Source organism: Marinomonas sp. 15G6-16, from assembly GCF_055809555.1.
The window spans coordinates 50,369-67,043 of sequence record NZ_CM147916.1 but is presented as its reverse complement, the minus strand read 5'-3'; the positions used below and the strand labels follow the sequence as shown (position 1 = coordinate 67,043).

16 protein-coding genes are annotated in these 16,675 nt (G+C 41.6%); 5 read left to right on the top strand and 11 right to left on the bottom strand.

What is annotated here, in order from left to right; all coding sequences use genetic code 11:
- The first annotated feature begins 23 nt into the window (after positions 1–23).
- A complete protein-coding gene (locus AC0L46_RS00315) occupies positions 24–1,670 on the top strand; it encodes a SulP family inorganic anion transporter (protein WP_473504917.1) in 1,647 nt (548 codons plus the stop codon).
- Between the two features lie 66 nt (positions 1,671–1,736).
- On the opposite strand, the gene hpf is transcribed toward AC0L46_RS00315, so the two are convergent.
- From hpf to leuC, 5 genes are all read right to left on the bottom strand, one after another.
- On the bottom strand, positions 1,737–2,129 hold the full coding sequence (hpf, locus tag AC0L46_RS00310; RefSeq protein WP_414681797.1) for a ribosome hibernation-promoting factor, HPF/YfiA family: 393 nt from the start codon (positions 2,127–2,129) through the stop codon (positions 1,737–1,739).
- A gap of 288 nt (positions 2,130–2,417) precedes the next feature.
- Positions 2,418–3,536: an aspartate-semialdehyde dehydrogenase gene (gene asd, locus AC0L46_RS00305; protein WP_473504915.1), complete on the bottom strand. Its 1,119-nt coding sequence runs from the start codon at positions 3,534–3,536 to the stop codon at positions 2,418–2,420.
- A gap of 80 nt (positions 3,537–3,616) precedes the next feature.
- The gene (gene leuB, locus AC0L46_RS00300) at positions 3,617–4,696 is read right to left on the bottom strand and encodes a 3-isopropylmalate dehydrogenase (protein WP_473504913.1); all 1,080 of its coding nucleotides are present in this window, start codon (positions 4,694–4,696) and stop codon (positions 3,617–3,619) included.
- Between the two features lie 30 nt (positions 4,697–4,726).
- Entirely contained in the window at positions 4,727–5,377 is a 651-nt protein-coding gene (gene leuD / locus AC0L46_RS00295) for a 3-isopropylmalate dehydratase small subunit (protein WP_473504911.1), read from the bottom strand.
- A gap of 11 nt (positions 5,378–5,388) precedes the next feature.
- On the bottom strand, positions 5,389–6,816 hold the full coding sequence (gene leuC / locus AC0L46_RS00290; protein WP_473504909.1) for a 3-isopropylmalate dehydratase large subunit: 1,428 nt from the start codon (positions 6,814–6,816) through the stop codon (positions 5,389–5,391).
- A gap of 93 nt (positions 6,817–6,909) precedes the next feature.
- Between leuC and AC0L46_RS00285 the strand changes: the two genes are divergently transcribed.
- Positions 6,910–7,788, top strand: a complete 879-nt coding sequence (locus AC0L46_RS00285) for a LysR family transcriptional regulator (RefSeq protein ID WP_414681802.1) — start codon at positions 6,910–6,912, stop codon at positions 7,786–7,788.
- A gap of 10 nt (positions 7,789–7,798) precedes the next feature.
- Here the strand turns inward: AC0L46_RS00285 and AC0L46_RS00280 are convergent, their stop codons facing one another.
- The 3 genes from AC0L46_RS00280 to AC0L46_RS00270 all read right to left on the bottom strand — a co-directional run bounded on the left by AC0L46_RS00280 (position 7,799) and on the right by AC0L46_RS00270 (position 10,418).
- On the bottom strand, positions 7,799–8,950 hold the full coding sequence (locus AC0L46_RS00280) for an MFS transporter (protein WP_473504907.1): 1,152 nt from the start codon (positions 8,948–8,950) through the stop codon (positions 7,799–7,801).
- Positions 8,951–9,102: 152 nt separating this feature from the next.
- Positions 9,103–10,161: an AI-2E family transporter gene (locus tag AC0L46_RS00275; RefSeq protein ID WP_473504905.1), complete on the bottom strand. Its 1,059-nt coding sequence runs from the start codon at positions 10,159–10,161 to the stop codon at positions 9,103–9,105.
- Between the two features lie 11 nt (positions 10,162–10,172).
- A complete protein-coding gene (locus AC0L46_RS00270) occupies positions 10,173–10,418 on the bottom strand; it encodes a sulfurtransferase TusA family protein (RefSeq protein ID WP_473504903.1) in 246 nt (81 codons plus the stop codon).
- Between the two features lie 116 nt (positions 10,419–10,534).
- On the opposite strand from AC0L46_RS00270, the gene AC0L46_RS00265 reads away from it, so the two are divergent.
- The 3 genes from AC0L46_RS00265 (at position 10,535) to AC0L46_RS00255 (ending at position 15,379) form a co-directional block, all read left to right on the top strand.
- Positions 10,535–11,863: a M48 family metallopeptidase gene (locus tag AC0L46_RS00265; RefSeq protein ID WP_473504901.1), complete on the top strand. Its 1,329-nt coding sequence runs from the start codon at positions 10,535–10,537 to the stop codon at positions 11,861–11,863.
- Positions 11,864–12,045: 182 nt separating this feature from the next.
- On the top strand, positions 12,046–14,088 hold the full coding sequence (locus AC0L46_RS00260) for a tetratricopeptide repeat-containing diguanylate cyclase (RefSeq protein ID WP_473504898.1): 2,043 nt from the start codon (positions 12,046–12,048) through the stop codon (positions 14,086–14,088).
- 43 nt (positions 14,089–14,131) lie between these two features.
- Positions 14,132–15,379 carry a tyrosine-type recombinase/integrase gene (locus AC0L46_RS00255; RefSeq protein ID WP_473504896.1) on the top strand — a complete coding sequence of 416 codons (1,248 nt, stop codon included), beginning with the start codon at positions 14,132–14,134 and terminating at the stop codon, positions 15,377–15,379.
- Positions 15,380–15,402: 23 nt separating this feature from the next.
- Here the strand turns inward: AC0L46_RS00255 and AC0L46_RS00250 are convergent, their stop codons facing one another.
- The 3 genes from AC0L46_RS00250 to moaC are packed head-to-tail and all read right to left on the bottom strand — an operon-like array spanning position 15,403 to position 16,582.
- On the bottom strand, positions 15,403–15,852 hold the full coding sequence (locus AC0L46_RS00250) for a molybdenum cofactor biosynthesis protein MoaE (RefSeq protein WP_473504894.1): 450 nt from the start codon (positions 15,850–15,852) through the stop codon (positions 15,403–15,405).
- The gene (locus AC0L46_RS00245) at positions 15,853–16,107 is read right to left on the bottom strand and encodes a MoaD/ThiS family protein (RefSeq protein ID WP_473504892.1); all 255 of its coding nucleotides are present in this window, start codon (positions 16,105–16,107) and stop codon (positions 15,853–15,855) included.
- The gene (gene moaC / locus AC0L46_RS00240) at positions 16,094–16,582 is read right to left on the bottom strand and encodes a cyclic pyranopterin monophosphate synthase MoaC (RefSeq protein ID WP_473504890.1); all 489 of its coding nucleotides are present in this window, start codon (positions 16,580–16,582) and stop codon (positions 16,094–16,096) included. Before moaC ends, AC0L46_RS00245 begins: the two co-directional genes overlap by 14 nt.
- Between the last annotated feature and the right edge of the window lie 93 nt (positions 16,583–16,675).

Below are 16,675 nucleotides of genomic sequence, written 5' to 3'. Positions count from 1 at the left end.
ACAGAATGCACAGGTAAAACCTAATGGTCATTGATTTTTCTCGATTTAAAGATTGGAACCTAGTTGGTGATTTGTTTGGCGGTGCCACAACAGCCATCGTCTCCCTCCCGCTTGCTCTCGCTTTTGGTGTAGCGTCAGGTGCAGGTGCAGAAGCCGGATTATGGGGTGCCATTCTGGTTGGTTTCTTTGCTGCTGTTTTTGGTGGCTCAACTAGCTTAATCTCGGAACCAACCGGCCCGATGACAGTTATTATGACAGCCGTGCTAACCAGCATGATCGCCAACAGCCCAGAAGGCGGGCTGGCAATGGCTTTTACGGTTGTCATGATTGCAGGATTATTTCAAATAACACTTGGTTATTTGAAACTCGGAAAATACATCACTTTAATGCCCTATAGTGTAATTTCAGGCTTTATGTCTGGGATTGGCGTTATTCTCATCGTATTGCAGTTAGCGCCTTTCTTAGGGCACCCTTCTCCAGCAGGTGGTGTTATGGGAACAATAAGCGCACTACCAAGCTTAATTTTGAACCTGCATTTTTCAGAGTTATTCTTAGGTCTATTAACCCTTGGCGTATTGTTTTATCTACCTAAAAAGTGGCGTCGTTATGTTCCCCCACAACTGGTTGCCTTAGTAGCCATTACGCTTGTTTCAATTATTTTATTTGATAACGATGATGTTCGACGAATTGGTTTGATCCCATCCGGCTTACCTTCTATTCAATGGCCACATTTTGAAACTTCCGTCCTAGTTGAAATGATCATTGATGGCTTGGTTCTAGGAACACTAGGTTGTATCGATACTCTATTAACTGCCGTCATAGCAGACAGCCTGACTCGTAAAGAGCACGATTCTAATCGTGAATTGATTGGCCAAGGAATAGCAAACTTAACATCAGGCTTTTTAGGCGGCCTACCTGGTGCTGGGGCAACGATGGGTACGGTTGTGAATATCCAAACAGGAGGTAAATCTCCTCTTGCCGCCATCACACGTGCGTTTATATTATTGCTTGTCGTACTTGGGGCTTCTCAATTAATCAGCCCAATTCCAATGGCTGTTTTGGCGGGCATTGCACTTTATGTTGGTCTTAACATTCTTGACTGGAGCTTCTTAAAACGCGCCCATAAGGTGGCTCTCTCCCCTACTATCATCATGTATGGTGTGATGGCATTAACCGTGTTCGTTGACCTTATGGTTGCTGTGGGTATTGGCGTCTTTATTGCCAACATCATGACTATTGAGAAATTAAGTCGCCTTCAATCTGGTAACGTCAAAGCCATTAGCGATGCTGATGATGACATTTTGCTCACAGAAGAAGAAAGGGAATTACTGGATCAAGCCGATGGTCGTGTTTTGCTATTTTATCTCTCTGGCCCAATGATCTTTGGGGCAAGTAAAGCAATCGCTAAACATCATAATAGAATCCACAATTATAAAGCTGTGGTATTAGACCTAAGTGCGGTTCCTATGATGGACCTCACCATCAGCTTAGCATTGGAAAATGCCATTAAAGATGCAGTAGAAGCCAACTGTGCTGTTTATATCTTCAGCCCTAACGGACAAACCACAGAACGCTTAGAAAAATTAGGCGTATCAAAACGTCTACCACATAATGCTTTTTGTGATTCTAGACACTCAGCTCTACTACTTGCCGTTAATAACCTTTCTTAATAACCCCCTAAAAACACTGGACACAAAAAAGCCTCGCAATGCGAGGCTTATCCTAGATCAAAAAATTTAAATAACTTCGCGCTCTACCAGCTCATCAAACTCTGCTTGCTGCTGACGCTCAAAAGGTGTTTCAACATCATGGGCGTTAATATGATGCTGGCGGCCGGAGTGTTTAGCTTTGTGCTTAATCAGTTGCTTCTCCAATTTACCAACTAAAAGATCAAGTGCCGGTTTAAGCTGTTTATCCGTTTTAACTGTTGCAAAAAGATCATGACCAGGAATATGCACACTGGCTTCGACAATTAATTCATGAATCTCATGTTTTTCGGTATTTAGAATCACTTTGATACTCGTAATTTGATTGTTGATACGAGATAAATGATCCATTTTTTCTTTAACGACTGCTTGGACTTCTTCACCAGATTGTACGTGATGACCACTAATGTTCAATGTATACATAGAAAGTTTCCTTTTATTGAGTCAGTTGTTTTGCTAAATAAATTAATGTTCCTCCTGCTAAGTCTATATAAATAATCTATGGCCCTTTTGAAGGCTTTTCAATGGTAAGTGCGTAAAATATTGTTCGAAATCATAAAACCTTACGTTATCTTTAGGAAAAGTTAACAAAGACTTACCTTATTCAAGTTAGCAAAGCTTTTCATAATTTGCACAGATTAATTTTAAAAGTTTTCAGGCAAAAAAAAGCACCCCGAAAGGTGCTTTTTAAAGTAAAAAATAACTAGAGAATTAATCTTCTAGTAGAATTTTTAGCATACGACGCAGAGGCTCTGCTGCGCCCCATAATAGCTGATCACCCACAGAGAAAGCACTGATGTATTCAGGCCCCATATTCAATTTACGAATACGACCAACTGGAATGTCCAAAGTGCCTGTTGCTGCTGTTGGCGTTAAACGCGCCATGGTTGCTTCTTTATCATTAGGAACCACACTCACCCAATCGTTATGTTGAGCAAGAATTCCTTCGATATCTGCAACTGGAATGTCTTTATTCAATTTGATAGTGAAGGCTTGGCTATGGCAACGCATGGCACCGATACGCACACACAAACCATCAACAGGGATAATAGAACCTGTATTACCAAGGATCTTGTTAGTTTCCGCTTGTGCTTTCCACTCTTCTCGGCTTTGACCATTGTCTAACTGAGAATCAATGTATGGAATCAAGCTACCGGCTAAAGGCACACCAAATTGATCAACCGGCATCGTATTAGAACGCATTTGTTCCGCTACTTTGCGGTCGATATCTAAAATAGCGCTAGCAGGATCAGCAAGCTCAGAAGCCACTGATCCTTGCAACATACCCATTTGATTAATGAGTTCGCGCATGTGACGTGCACCGCCGCCAGAAGCCGCTTGGTACGTCATAGACGTCATCCACTCAATATGGCCTTTTTCAAATAAGCCGCCGAGAGCCAACATCATCAAACTTACGGTACAGTTACCACCAGCAAAGGTTTTTACGCCATCTTTCAAGCCTTGCTTGATGACGTTTTGGTTAACTGGGTCAAGAACGATGATTGCGTCTTTATCCATACGCAATGAAGATGCCGCATCAATCCAGTAACCATTCCAACCAGCAGAACGTAACTGTGGGTAAATCGCCTTGGTATAATCGCCACCTTGGCAGGTAATAATAATGTCCATCTTTTTCAAGGCTTCAATATCTGTTGCATCTTGAAGTAATGGAATATCTTTACCAATTTCTGGCCCTTTCTGCCCCGTTTGAGAAGTAGTGAAAAAGACTGGATCAATATGATCAAAGTCGTTTTCTTCTCGCATACGTTGCATCAACACGGAACCAACCATTCCGCGCCAGCCGACTAAACCTACAGTTTGTTTTGACATGGTTATCTCTACCTTTTTTTGTGGGGTCACTCATACCAAGAGCAATATCCCGAGTGAAAACACCTAATATTGTTTTAATATTAAGCTTTTAATGCTGCCAATACCGCGTCGCCCATGGCTTGCGTACTGACTGTTTCGCATCCATCTGATGCAATATCTGCTGTTCTTAAACCTAAATCTAGAACCTTGCTTACCGCTGCTTCGATGGCATCAGCTGCTTCTTTGGCATCCAAAGAATAACGCAACATCATGGCAACCGATAAAATCGTCGCCAATGGGTTCGCAATACCTTTACCTGCAATGTCTGGCGCAGAACCATGACAAGGTTCGTACATACCACGACCTTCTGCATTTAAAGAAGCCGACGGCAACATACCAATAGAGCCTGTTAGCATTGCGGCAGCGTCAGATAGGATATCACCAAACATGTTGCCAGTAACCATTACATCAAACTGTTTTGGCGCACGAACAAGCTGCATTGCAGCATTATCTACTAGCATATGAGTCAATTCGACATCAGGATACTCTTTCGCCACTTCTTCCATGATTTCTTTCCAAAGTACGGTCACTTCCAGTACGTTAGATTTGTCAATAGAACACACACGCTTACCACGTTGGCGAGCCGCTTCAAATGCGGAACGACCAATACGGCGAATTTCAGATTCGTTATAAACATAGGTATTGAATCCTTCGCGCTCGCCATTTTCCAATGTGCGAATACCACGAGGTTGGCCAAAGTAAATACCGCCTGTTAATTCACGAACAATCAAGATGTCCAAACCCGCAACAATTTCTGGTTTCAGGCTCGACGCTTCCGCCAATTGTGGGTACAAAATAGCTGGGCGAAGGTTAGAGAAAAGCTCTAGGTTAGAGCGTAAACCTAATAGACCTTTTTCTGGACGAACCGCCATGTCTAAACCGTCCCATTTAGGGCCGCCAACAGCACCAAGCAAAATAGCATCCGCAGCTTTTGCTTTGTCTAGCGTTGCCTCAGGTAATGGTGAACCCGTTTCATCGTAAGCAGAACCACCAACCAAAGCGCTTTCATGCTTAATATCCAAAGAATACTGCTCGTTCACTGCATCCAATACACGCACAGCTTGTGCAACAATCTCTGGACCAATACCATCACCAGGTAACACTAATACGTTCTTACTCATCTCAAATCCTTCAAGCTAATGTCTTAATTGTTATTTCTCTCGTGACAAGAAAAGCCACGGCGCTTCATTCATGCGTTTTTCTTCGTAACGACGAATAGCGGAATCTTGCTGCAACGTTAAACCGATATCGTCCAGACCGTTCAACAAACAGTGCTTACGGAAGTTATCTACTGGAAATTCAAAACTTGCACCCGATGGCGACGTTACTGTTTGTTTTTCCAAATCAATCGTTATTTGAGCGCCTTCTTTTGCCGCCACTTCAGCAAATAACTGATCAATCTCTTCTGCTTGCAACACAATAGGAAGCAAGCCATTCTTGAAACAGTTGTTGTAAAAAATATCGGCAAAACTTGGCGCAATAATAGAACGGAAGCCGTAATCATCTAAAGCCCAAGGCGCATGTTCACGACTAGAGCCACATCCAAAGTTCTGGCGAGCCAACAAAACACTCGAGCCAGAATAACGAGGCTGATTTAATACAAATTCTTCTCGCAAAGGTCGGCCTTCACAAGATTGATCTGGCTGACCTTCATCTTGGTAGCGAAGTTCATCAAATAAGTTCTTCCCAAAGCCTGTGCGCTTGATGGATTTCAAGAACTGCTTTGGGATAATCATGTCTGTATCGACGTTTGCCAAATCCAAAGGAGCGGCTAAACCTGTGTGCTGAGTAAATGGACGCATACTTTCTCCTTTTAGTGTTTAACAAACTCGTTAACATCAACGAAATGACCAGCGATTGCCGCTGCGGCAGCCATTGCAGGGCTAACCAAATGAGTGCGACCACCAAAACCTTGACGACCTTCAAAGTTTCGGTTGGAAGTAGACGCACAATGCTCACCTGCTCCCAACTTGTCTGCATTCATTGCCAAACACATAGAACAACCAGGCTCACGCCACTCTAATCCAGCTTCTTCAAATATATGATGTAAGCCTTCTTTTTCAGCTTGTGCTTTTACCAAGCCGGAACCAGGCACAACAATCGCTTGCTTAAGCGTAGAAGCCACTTTGCGTCCTTTGACTACATCTGCCGCAATGCGCAAATCTTCAATACGAGAGTTCGTACAAGACCCGATAAAGACTCGGTCAAGTGTCACGTCAGCCAATGTTGTTTTGCCTTCTAAGCCCATGTACTTCCAAGCTCGAGCATAACCTTCTTTTTTCACTGGATCGGCTTGATCTTCAGGGCGGGGAATGGCTTCATCAATCGCAATCACCATTTCTGGAGAGGTTCCCCAAGTCACTTGAGGTTTAATGTCTTCTGCTTTGATAATAACCACTTCATCAAATTGCGCGTCTTTATCAGAAACAAGGTCTTTCCATGCTTCAACAGCCATTTCCCACTGTTCACCTTTTGGCGCGTAAGGACGACCTTTAACATAGTTGATAGTGGTATCATCCACCGCAATCAAGCCCACGCGAGCACCCGCTTCAATCGCCATATTACAAACCGTCATACGGCCTTCCATAGACAAAGATTGAATACCAGTACCACCAAACTCAATCGCATAACCTGTACCGCCCGCTGTACCGATTGCACCGATAATCGCAAGTACAACGTCTTTAGCCGAAACCCAAGGCGACAATTCACCGTCGACACGAACTAACATGTTACGGCTTTTCTTTTGTACCAAACACTGAGTCGCTAATACGTGCTCCACCTCAGAAGTACCAATACCATGCGCCAAGGCACCAAAAGCACCGTGAGTCGAAGTATGAGAGTCACCACAAACAACTGTCATGCCAGGAAGCGTCGCACCTTGTTCTGGCCCAACAACGTGTACGATCCCTTGGCGAATGTCTTTCATATCAAATTCGGTGATGCCGAATTCGTTACAGTTGTCATCTAACGTTGTCACCTGAATTTTAGACACAGGATCTTCAATTCCGTCCACACCTGACACACGTTCAACTTTAGTGGTTGGTACGTTATGGTCTGGTGTTGCTAAGCTTGAAGAGATTCTCCAAGGCTTACGCCCAGCTAAGCGTAAACCTTCAAATGCTTGAGGTGACGTCACTTCATGAAGTAATTGTAAATCGATATAGATTAAGGCACTGCCGTCATCTCGTTGTTGCACAAGGTGGCTATCCCACAACTTGTCATAAAGGGTTTTACCTGACATAAGTTCTCTCCTAAAAATCTTATTGCGCTATCCTAAATCTTTGGCTTAAATTACTCAAATTCATATTTTTCATATTTTGGATAATTTTTTGGAATGATAGACATCGCTGAACTCATTACCTTCATTAAAGTGGCCGAAACAGGCTCTTTTTCTCATGCTGCATCACAGCTTTTCGTGACACAGCCCGCTATTAGTAAGCGCGTCGCGGCACTGGAAAGTAATTTAGGAGTGCAACTCTTTGACAGGATTGGACGCCAAGTCCAATTGACCGAAGCAGGCATACGTTTATTGCCTAAAGCCAGAAAAATGGCTGAAGACCTTCAAGACATCAAACGCAGCATGTCACTACAAATGCAAGATGTCAGTGGTGAGCTTAGAATTTCCACCAGCCACCATGTTGGCTTACGACGTTTACCAAAATCACTAAAGCGCTTCCAAGAAGACTTTCCAAGCGCACAACTAGAAATTGATTTCTCTCAATCTGAAGAAGCCTATCAAGATGTTCTAAAAGGCCGAGCGGAATTAGGCATCATTACCCTTTCCCATAAAGAAAACCCGTTAATTGAATCTTTGCCGATTTGGTCTGACCCTCTAACCTGTGTGGTTAGCAAAGATCACCCTTTGGCCAAAATAAAAAACCTGAGTTTAATGGAACTGGCGCAACATGCCTGCGTACTACCAAATAAAAACACCTTCACAAGACAGATTGCCGAGCAAGTTTTTGGCAAGCAAGGCTTAAAGCCACAAGTGAGGATGAACACAAACAACCTAGAGACTCTGGCCATGCTTGTGGGTATCGGCTGGGGGTGGTCATTACTACCTTCCACACTTGTTGATGATAAACTGGCGGTATTAAACCTTCCTGACTTAAACGTGGAAAGAAAGCTTGGAGTCATTCATCACAAGCAAAAAACCTTAAGCCGAGCAGCCCTTGCTTTTATCGAGCTACTCAAGAACGAGGTCATTCGCTGACTGTAACTCGTTAACGACGCTGATGAAGCAACAAGATAACTAGAGCTAATGCACTGATGCCAGACGCTGCAGTAAATACCCATGCGCCGCCAGCCCATTCCCATAAGTACCCTGCTATTACCATACCCAATCCACCACCTAAACCGATGGCGAAAGCACTGTACATGGCTTGGCCTTGCCCTGAATAGCGTTCTGGGAAAAGACGACGAATTTGCTCAATCGACACCATGTGAAATAAAGCGAACGTAATACAATGGAGAAGTTGAGTAAAAATCAGAATCCATAAAACAGAAGCAAACCAACCGACCAAAAACCAACGAATAATGCCGAAAACGAAGCATATAATCACCAGATGAACCACATCTAATCGCTTGATGGCATTTCCGAAGAATAGAAATAGGATGATTTCAATAATCACACCTAATGCAATCAACAAACCAATATGTTCACCGCTATAACCAACATCCGATAAATGCACAGCAAAGAAAACATTAAATGGCGCGTGTGACATAAAAGCTAAAAAAGCCAACACAAAAAACAGAATTGACTCACGCCCTTTAAGCAGAGTTAGAAAAGAAGTTGTCTCTTTTTGAGTATTGACTTCATAAGCCTGCTCTTTAACAAAAAAGGTGGTTGCTGCGGCCAAACCAATAAAAGTACACATCAAAGGAATAACAACCAAAACACCAAAATGCCCGATTAAAAAGCCCGCACCTGCGACGGCAAGCAGATACCCAATAGAACCACCCACGCGCAGTCGAGTATATGGAACATCCAGATGTCGAATACTTCTTACAGCAAGAGAGTCTGTCATCGGTAACAAAGCAGAATAGAACAGGGCCATCAAACATGTTAGCAACCATAGAGTAGTAAATTGATCACTCCAATTAAAGGGAATAACAGCAAAAAAGCACCCTAACACTGCAATTTGAAGCACACGTTTCGGCAAACCGACTTTAGTGGTCAACCAGCCCCAAAAGTGAGGAATGAGAATACCAGACAAGGTAAAAGTAGACATTAAACGACCGATTTCCGATGCCGTTAGCCCTATCGATTTATAGTAAACCGAAATATAAGGCATCATTACCCCAATCAGAGCACAAAAGAAAAAATAAAAGAAAAACAATGGCCAAGCGATTGGGCGTGCATTCTTAGCAAACATGAGTGGCTCCGAGAAAGTACATACGATAGGTGCAAAAGCTGATAATACAGATTACAGGAAAACAAGAAAATTTCAGTATGCTAGATACCAAAACTAAATGCCTGCTATTTCATTCTTTATTTCAAGCAGGCATATTGAGCGAACATTTTGATCTAGTTGAGTGCTTCTTGATCTGGCCAAGCATTAATAATGGCTTTCACCAAGGTTGCTAAAGGAATTGCGAAGAAAATCCCCCAGAACCCCCATACACCACCGAAAAACAAAACCGCCACAATAATCGCCAGTGGGTGAAGATTCACCGCTTCAGAAAATAGCAAAGGCACCAATACGTTACCATCTAATGCCTGAACAACTAGATATGCAGCAACAACATAGAGAAATTCATTGCCTGTTCCATATTGATAAAATGCTACTAACACCACAGGAACCGTCACAGCAGCAGCACCAATATAAGGGATTAATACTGAAAGGCCGACCAATAATGCCAATAACTCAGCATATCTAAGCCCGAACACCAAAAAGACAATGTAGGTTACAACCCCGACTACTAGCATTTCGATGAACTTACCACGGATGTAATTAGCAATTTGCTCATTCATTTCGTGGGCGATATTGCGCATCATCCTTCTTTCTTTAGGCAGCCATGAGGTCAAATAACTCAATATTTTTTCCTGATCTTTTAATAGAAAAAACATCACCAAAGGCACCAAGACCAAATAAATCATCAAGGAAAATAAAGACGGTATGCTCGACAAGGAGAACGACACTAACCATTGTCCTAGATTTGCCGATTCATTTGCTAAAGAATTTACAATTTCATTAATAGAAGCTTGGCTAACATACTCACTGTGTCCTTCGGCGAACTGCAGAATTTCATCACGAATACCAGTAAACATACGTGGTGCATCTTGAACAAAGCGCACAGCTTGACGCCAAATAATAGGCGCCATTAATCCGATAAAAACACCACAAGCACTCAAAAATGAAAAGAACACTAAAAATACTGAGGTTTTATGCCCAACACCCAATCGTTTTAATCTATCCACCACACCTTGGAGCAAGAACGCCAAAACAATGGCAACCAATACTGGTGCTAAAATCCCACCCCAAAACGCCAAAGCGACTAATGCTGCAATTAACAATAAGAGAAAAACAACTACTTCTTCATTCGAAAAATATCGCTTTAGCAGGGTATCAACAATTCTAAACATATAAATCCATCTCAGTTTTTCTGAATCAAAAAGGTATATACATCGTCTTCTTCGCTTACAGACAACAAAGAAAAACCAACTAACTCTACGTAATGGGGAATATCTTTCATAGAACCTGGATCACTCGCTTGAACAAGTAAGTGCCCTCCTTTTTCCATTTTACTCAAAGACAATTTGGTTTTAAGCAAAGGCATTGGGCAACGATCTTCTCTTGCATCCAAGATTACGTCATACTGAATACTTTGATGGTTCGCCATTTTTGATTTTACCCAATAAATATAACTCCCATATTATGAGACTATTTTCTAACGTTACAACAGGCTTAAGCATCTTACTTTTTGTTTTTACGATATTTTTCTTTGCAAACACTGGTGTGGCTGCCATCCCAGATTTAGAAGCAAATAAAGACGAGCGATCTTTATCAAACCCATCCTATATATTGGGTCAACATTGGTTTAGAAAGCTCAATGGTAGCCGCGCATTGATCGATTTCCCACCAGCATACGACTACCTTAAGGATACTCTTTCAAAGGTCCTTCCGCAGACAAGCCTTTATAACAAAACGGTTGAGATGACCTTGCTCAACAGTTCTAAAAGCAATGCATTTGTGATTCCTGGCAGTCATATGTTTATTTATTCTGACATATTAGAAACCATCACAAGTGAAGATATGCTTCTGGGCTTACTTGCCCACGAAGTTGCCCATTTGGAACTTAGACACTATGAGCGTCAAAGTCAGCATTCCAGCGAAGAGTTACAAAAAACACTGACCTTAATCGGAGCCGGTATCGCAGCCGCTTTAGCAGGTGCCGATGCAGACGCAACCACAGCTCTTTGGCTAGGTGGTCTTGCGAACCAAGCTGAAAACACCCTGACGTACAGTCGCAACCAAGAACAGGAAGCCGATAGAAGAGGAAGACAGTATTTGATTTCTGCGGGGCTTTCACCTGAGGGAATGAATGATTTATTCCGAGCTTTTTTTAAGCGTGCACTTGGACGTCCAAAGCTAGAATTCTTATCTACTCACCCATCGCCTGATACAAGGTTATCCGACTCTTTTAGTGCTGACACGAAAGAAACTATTATTAGCTACAAAGAACCAAGTGACTTCGAGTACTTTCGAGCAACCCTTCTTGCTTATAGAGCCGGTTTGGAAGAGCGACCTTATGCTTATCTTGACCAGCAAATCCAAGACATAAATGCCAAAAACTTTGCCAAAGGGTTATTTTCTTACCTAATACAATCTCCTGACCGTTCAATCATGTTTTTAGAAAGACTCAAAAAACACAACCGCTTCACAGATTATTTAAAAGCCTTAAGTTTTACTGCAAACGGTCAAAAAAACAAAAGCATTGAAGTCATTGAGCAGCAGCTTGATATTGCACCTAACGATGTCATTTTCTCCATGCTTCTAGCTCAATTAGACAACTTGCAACCACAAGAAGTAAAAACTGACTATTTGTATGAAAAGCGCCTCTTCTGGAGAGCGAACATTCAGCACTTTCAAGCTATAGGAAACATTCCAATGGCCTTAAATTATCGAGCCATGCTTGATTTCAGCCAAGGCAAAGACAAAACCGCACAACTGCTCATCAAAAGAGCTCAAGTTGACGCCAAAGAAAAGGATAAAGATAAGATAAAAAGAACAGAGTTGTTCTTTGATCGAATAAAAGAAGCCGAAGAAAAAGAAGACATAAAATAACTAGAAAAAACTGACCATTTGGTTTAATCAATTAACATTCTAACAGGTTTCAATAAGGTCAGCTTATAGCTAGCGATAAAGATGAATTTTTGATCAAAACTAATTAAGTAAACTTAAATATTTATGTATACTTAAATAATACATTTAGCTTTCAACTAACAATAAGGTATAGGCACGCCATAATGACACCCCCTGCTTTATATCGACAATATTTGAAAGCATTCCTTTTAGAACTTGCTCCATTACAAGCCATAAAACCTTACACTCAACCACTTCTTTTGGCACTTTTCCTTTTCTGTGTGAATCTTGCTAATGCGCAAGAAACAGAAGCTATAGGTTTAGAGAGTGGCAGCTCATCAATTGAAGATAACCACTCAACAGCTTCCACTATCATTGCTCAAGCAGACTCTGAATACAGGCAAAAAAATTACCTTAAAGCAATAGAAGAGTATAAGAAGGCAATACAATATCTTTCCGATGAAAGAGAGTTGGCAAGAGGATATAAGCAAATTGCACAATCATATAAACGTCTTAAAGATAGAGAAAACACTGCTCTTTATTATAAAAAATCCTTAGAAACATTTACTGCTCTAGATGACAAAAAAAATATGGCCCGCACTCTGAATACGCTTGCAGAAGCTGAACGCTATTTAGGAAACCATATTGTTGCACTTGATGCATTGAAGAGAAGTTTAGCGTTACACGAAGAGATAGACGATCCCGAAGGTGAAGCAAAAGCTCTTATGGGGGCCGGTATCATTAACCGACATATTGGCCTCTATGAAAAGTCCTTTGATTATGTGCACCAAGCCTACCAATACTATAAGAGTGTCAATAACTTATCTGGCATTGCAAAAACATCTAATGAAATGGGGCTTATTTACACTCGCTTAAAGTCATTCGAACAAGCTCGGTATTTCTACCAACAAACTATTAATATTCCCGAAGACAAAATAGACAGTAGTACATTAGCGACGGCCGCAAGGGAAATCGCTGTCATAGCCTTAGATGAAAAGGATTATAAAACAGCCGAAGAAAATGCAGAAAAGGCCTATAACATCTACATAGCTGAAAACGATAAAACGAAAGCCTCCATTGTCGCTAGAATACTCGCTAGTGCATATCGTGAGCAGGGACAAAAAACCAATGCTATCGCTTACTATGAAAGATCTCTATCTCTTGCTTATGATGTTGGAGATAAGTCATATCAAGTAAAAACCTTAATTCCTCTGGCCAAAGAACTCATTGAAATAGATACCAATAGATCCATTCAATTATTAAAAGAAGCATTGGCTCTTTCGATTGAAGAAGATATGAGGTTTCATCAACTGTATAGCTACAACTCTTTAAGAAAAGCTGAGAAGTCGCTAGGAAACTATTTCAGCGCATTAAAGTATGCCGAGCAAGAAATCCTTACTGCTGAACTTTTACAAAAAGAAAAAGACGACAACGAAGTTATTCTTATGCGAGCAAAGCTCCACTCGAAGAAAATTGAAGTGGAGCTAGAGTCCTTAAAAGAGTCGAAAAAAATAGATCAATTACTGATAGAAAAAGGCAAAAAAGAGCTAGAAATCATAGAAAAAGAAAGGGAAATATCTAATCTTAAACTAGAGAAGAACAGATATGCCAATTTGATTCTAGCGTCACTTCTTATACTTTGCTTAGGTGTTTCTGTTTATATATACCGTAGATTCACAGCCTCTAAAAAACATAATAAAGAGCTTAATTATTTAGCGACACGGGACCCATTAACAAATTGCTATAATCGCCGCATTTTATTTGATTTCATAAACAAATACTTTGATAGCACAGCACCCGTCAGTGAATACTGCATCATCCTAATCGACGTTGACCATTTCAAAATGGTTAACGATACATATGGCCACAGTACAGGCGATAAAGTGCTTAAAAACGTAGCCAAAGTACTTCAAGATAGCATGGGGGATGATGGTCTTGTATCGCGCTTTGGTGGTGAAGAGTTTTGCATCATACTGCCCTCTTCTTCTCAAGAAGAAGCCATGAGCAAAGCTGAGAAGATTCGTCAGAAAATAGAAGACGAAGATTTCGGAGATATTTCTATTACATGCAGCTTAGGTGTAACATCTATTGAGTTTCAAGCGCAAACCGCGACCGAACTCATCGATCAAGCGGATTTAGCGCTTTTCAAATCCAAATCACGTGGACGCAATCAAGTTACACTGTGGGATAAAAGTTTTAAGGAATAGCCTATACAGGTTAACCTAATTGCTCCGTAGGCATTAAAAAATCATGACACCTGTTGCTTTAATAGACAATTTAGAACACCTACCAAACCCTTTCACTCAATTCGAGACTATTGCATCACAGTTAAAAAGCCATGCACCTCAACTGAAAGATCCAGAGTACCGACGCGATTTACAACTGGCTTTATGTTTCATTTATAGTTACAACGGCTCACAAGCAACGTTCAATTCTTATCGACGAGAAGTTGAGCGTTTATTGCTTTGGTCCTGGAATATCGCATCATCACCTTCTACACACCTACGACGAGATCAAATCGAAGAGTTCATCCACTTTTGCATGGCGCCTCCTGAAAACTGGATTGGCACAAAAAATGTAGCTCGTTTTAAATTACACATGGGCGAAAGAGTGCCTAATGAGTCGTGGCGCCCCTTTGTTGCTCACGTAAGTAAATTAGAATTTAAAAATGGTGATGTGGCACAAACAAAGCAACATTCATTATCACAAGCTGCGATTCGAGCAACCTTTTCCATTTTGTCATCTTATTATGGCTTTCTAATGCAAGAGGAAGCAGCCCAGCAAAACCCTGTTGCCCTCATTCGTCAAAAAAGTAAATTTGTAAAAAAAGAAGTCACCAGAAAGCAAGTTAGGCGCATTTCCAATTTGCAATGGGATTATGTGATTGAAACCGCAGAGCTATTGGCAGAGGAAGACCCTAACACACACGAACGTACGCTGTTTATCATGAATGCCTTACTTGGCATGTATTTACGAATTTCGGAACTTGTTGCAGATGAACGATCCGCTCCTGTCATGGGAGACTTTATTAAAGACGCTGATGGCCACTGGTGGTTCAAAGTGCTTTCAAAAGGCAACAAAGAGCGACTCGTTGCCGTCTCCGATGACATGCTCAATGCTTTAATCCGTTACCGAAAATTTCGAGATTTGCCAACGCTTCCAACCATTGCGGAAAACACACCACTGGTTCCTAAAAACAGAGGTCAAGGCGCCATGACAAGCTCTCGACAAGTTCGGAACATAGTACAGTTCTGCTTTGATAGAGCTTATGAGCGCATGTGTGAAGACGGTATGAGAGCGGATGCCGATGACCTACGAGTCGCAACCGTTCACTGGTTACGACATACAGGCATTTCCGAAGACGTGAAAACTCGCCCAAAAGAGCACGTTAGAGAAGATGCAGGGCACGCCAGCATGGCGACCACAGATAAATACATAGACACAGAATACAGAGAGCGGCATGCGAGTGGACGAAAGAAAACACTCCGGCCTAATTAACGAAGAGCCATCAAAGTTTTAGGTTATTTTGCCCAACGATCTAAACTTTGCTCATCTTTTACATTAGCCGAAACCCATTGCGCCTTGTCTCCTTGGGTTTCTTTCTTCCAAAAAGCCGCTCGGCTTTTCAAATAGTCCATAATGAAGTCACAAGCCTGAAACGCTTCCGCACGATGCGCAGCACTAACACCCACAAACACGATCTGATCATCAACCGATAACTTTCCGACTCGATGAACCACAGCAACATCTAATAAAGACCAACGAGCATTAGCTTCATCGACAATGGCTTGTAGGTTATTTTCAGTCATTCCCGGATAATGCTCTAACTCGAACGAACACGCTTCTTTCGGCAAATCTGAAAACTGTCTAACCAAACCGACAAACATAGCTACTGCGCCTGTTTTATTGGCTTGCAACAAGCTCTTGTATAAAAGATCAACCTGAAAATCTTCTTCTTGGACTTTAATCATCTAGCCTCCCGTCACAGGTGGAAAGAATGCAACTTCCTTCACATCTACTGGGATCAGGTCCTCATCGCGCGCAAATTCGAAATCCACAGAAGACTGGATTCCCATTTCCAATATTGCATCGCCTTGGTCTAATTCATTTGATAACTGCTGTTTCAGTTGTCCAATAGTTATCGGTAAATCCAGCTCTGCAAGGTGTGAACTTTGACCTATTTTTTCTTTTAAAGAAGCAAAAAATACAATGTTAACTTTCGCCAATGTCTTTACTCCAGTCACCACTCTTTCCGCCTTTTTTCTCAAGCAGAGAAACATTCTTGATTACGATACCTTTATCAACGGCTTTACACATATCGTAAAGTGTTAACGCGGCGACACTCGCCCCTGTTAACGCTTCCATCTCAACACCGGTTTTTCCAGATAAAGCACAGGTACATAAAACTTCCAACTCACAATCGCTAATTGTGTTTATCTCCACACTCACTTTAGTCAGCATTAATGGATGACACAAAGGAATAAGATCCGACGTTTTTTTGGCAGCCTGTATTCCAGCAATGCGCGCTGTCGCCAAAACATCACCTTTTGGCAAACCACCTTCAATTACCTTTGTTAATGTAGAAGGCTGCATGGTCAAAATAGCTTGCGCAGTGGCAGTACGTTTAGTGACGCTCTTATCTGAAACATCCACCATATGCGCATGGCCTTGATGATCTAGGTGGGTCAATTTATCGCTCATAAAATTCCTAAACAAAGTACATTAATTCAAAATATCGCCTATATTTTAAGAAAGCATAGATGATTGCAAGCAAAGACTGCTACGAGCATTTGA

What these genes read in the sequence shown, in the direction of transcription:
- AC0L46_RS00315 (WP_473504917.1), top strand. Translation starts at nt 24, where the DNA reads ATGGTCATTGATTTTTCTCGATTTAAAGATTGGAACCTAGTTGGTGAT.
- hpf (WP_414681797.1), bottom strand. Translation starts at nt 2,129, where the DNA reads ATGTATACATTGAACATTAGTGGTCATCACGTACAATCTGGTGAAGAA.
- asd (WP_473504915.1), bottom strand. Translation starts at nt 3,536, where the DNA reads ATGTCAAAACAAACTGTAGGTTTAGTCGGCTGGCGCGGAATGGTTGGT.
- leuB (WP_473504913.1), bottom strand. Translation starts at nt 4,696, where the DNA reads ATGAGTAAGAACGTATTAGTGTTACCTGGTGATGGTATTGGTCCAGAG.
- leuD (WP_473504911.1), bottom strand. Translation starts at nt 5,377, where the DNA reads ATGCGTCCATTTACTCAGCACACAGGTTTAGCCGCTCCTTTGGATTTG.
- leuC (WP_473504909.1), bottom strand. Translation starts at nt 6,816, where the DNA reads ATGTCAGGTAAAACCCTTTATGACAAGTTGTGGGATAGCCACCTTGTG.
- AC0L46_RS00285 (WP_414681802.1), top strand. Translation starts at nt 6,910, where the DNA reads ATGATAGACATCGCTGAACTCATTACCTTCATTAAAGTGGCCGAAACA.
- AC0L46_RS00280 (WP_473504907.1), bottom strand. Translation starts at nt 8,950, where the DNA reads ATGTTTGCTAAGAATGCACGCCCAATCGCTTGGCCATTGTTTTTCTTT.
- AC0L46_RS00275 (WP_473504905.1), bottom strand. Translation starts at nt 10,161, where the DNA reads ATGTTTAGAATTGTTGATACCCTGCTAAAGCGATATTTTTCGAATGAA.
- AC0L46_RS00270 (WP_473504903.1), bottom strand. Translation starts at nt 10,418, where the DNA reads ATGGCGAACCATCAAAGTATTCAGTATGACGTAATCTTGGATGCAAGA.
- AC0L46_RS00260 (WP_473504898.1), top strand. Translation starts at nt 12,046, where the DNA reads ATGACACCCCCTGCTTTATATCGACAATATTTGAAAGCATTCCTTTTA.
- AC0L46_RS00255 (WP_473504896.1), top strand. Translation starts at nt 14,132, where the DNA reads ATGACACCTGTTGCTTTAATAGACAATTTAGAACACCTACCAAACCCT.
- AC0L46_RS00250 (WP_473504894.1), bottom strand. Translation starts at nt 15,852, where the DNA reads ATGATTAAAGTCCAAGAAGAAGATTTTCAGGTTGATCTTTTATACAAG.
- moaC (WP_473504890.1), bottom strand. Translation starts at nt 16,582, where the DNA reads ATGAGCGATAAATTGACCCACCTAGATCATCAAGGCCATGCGCATATG.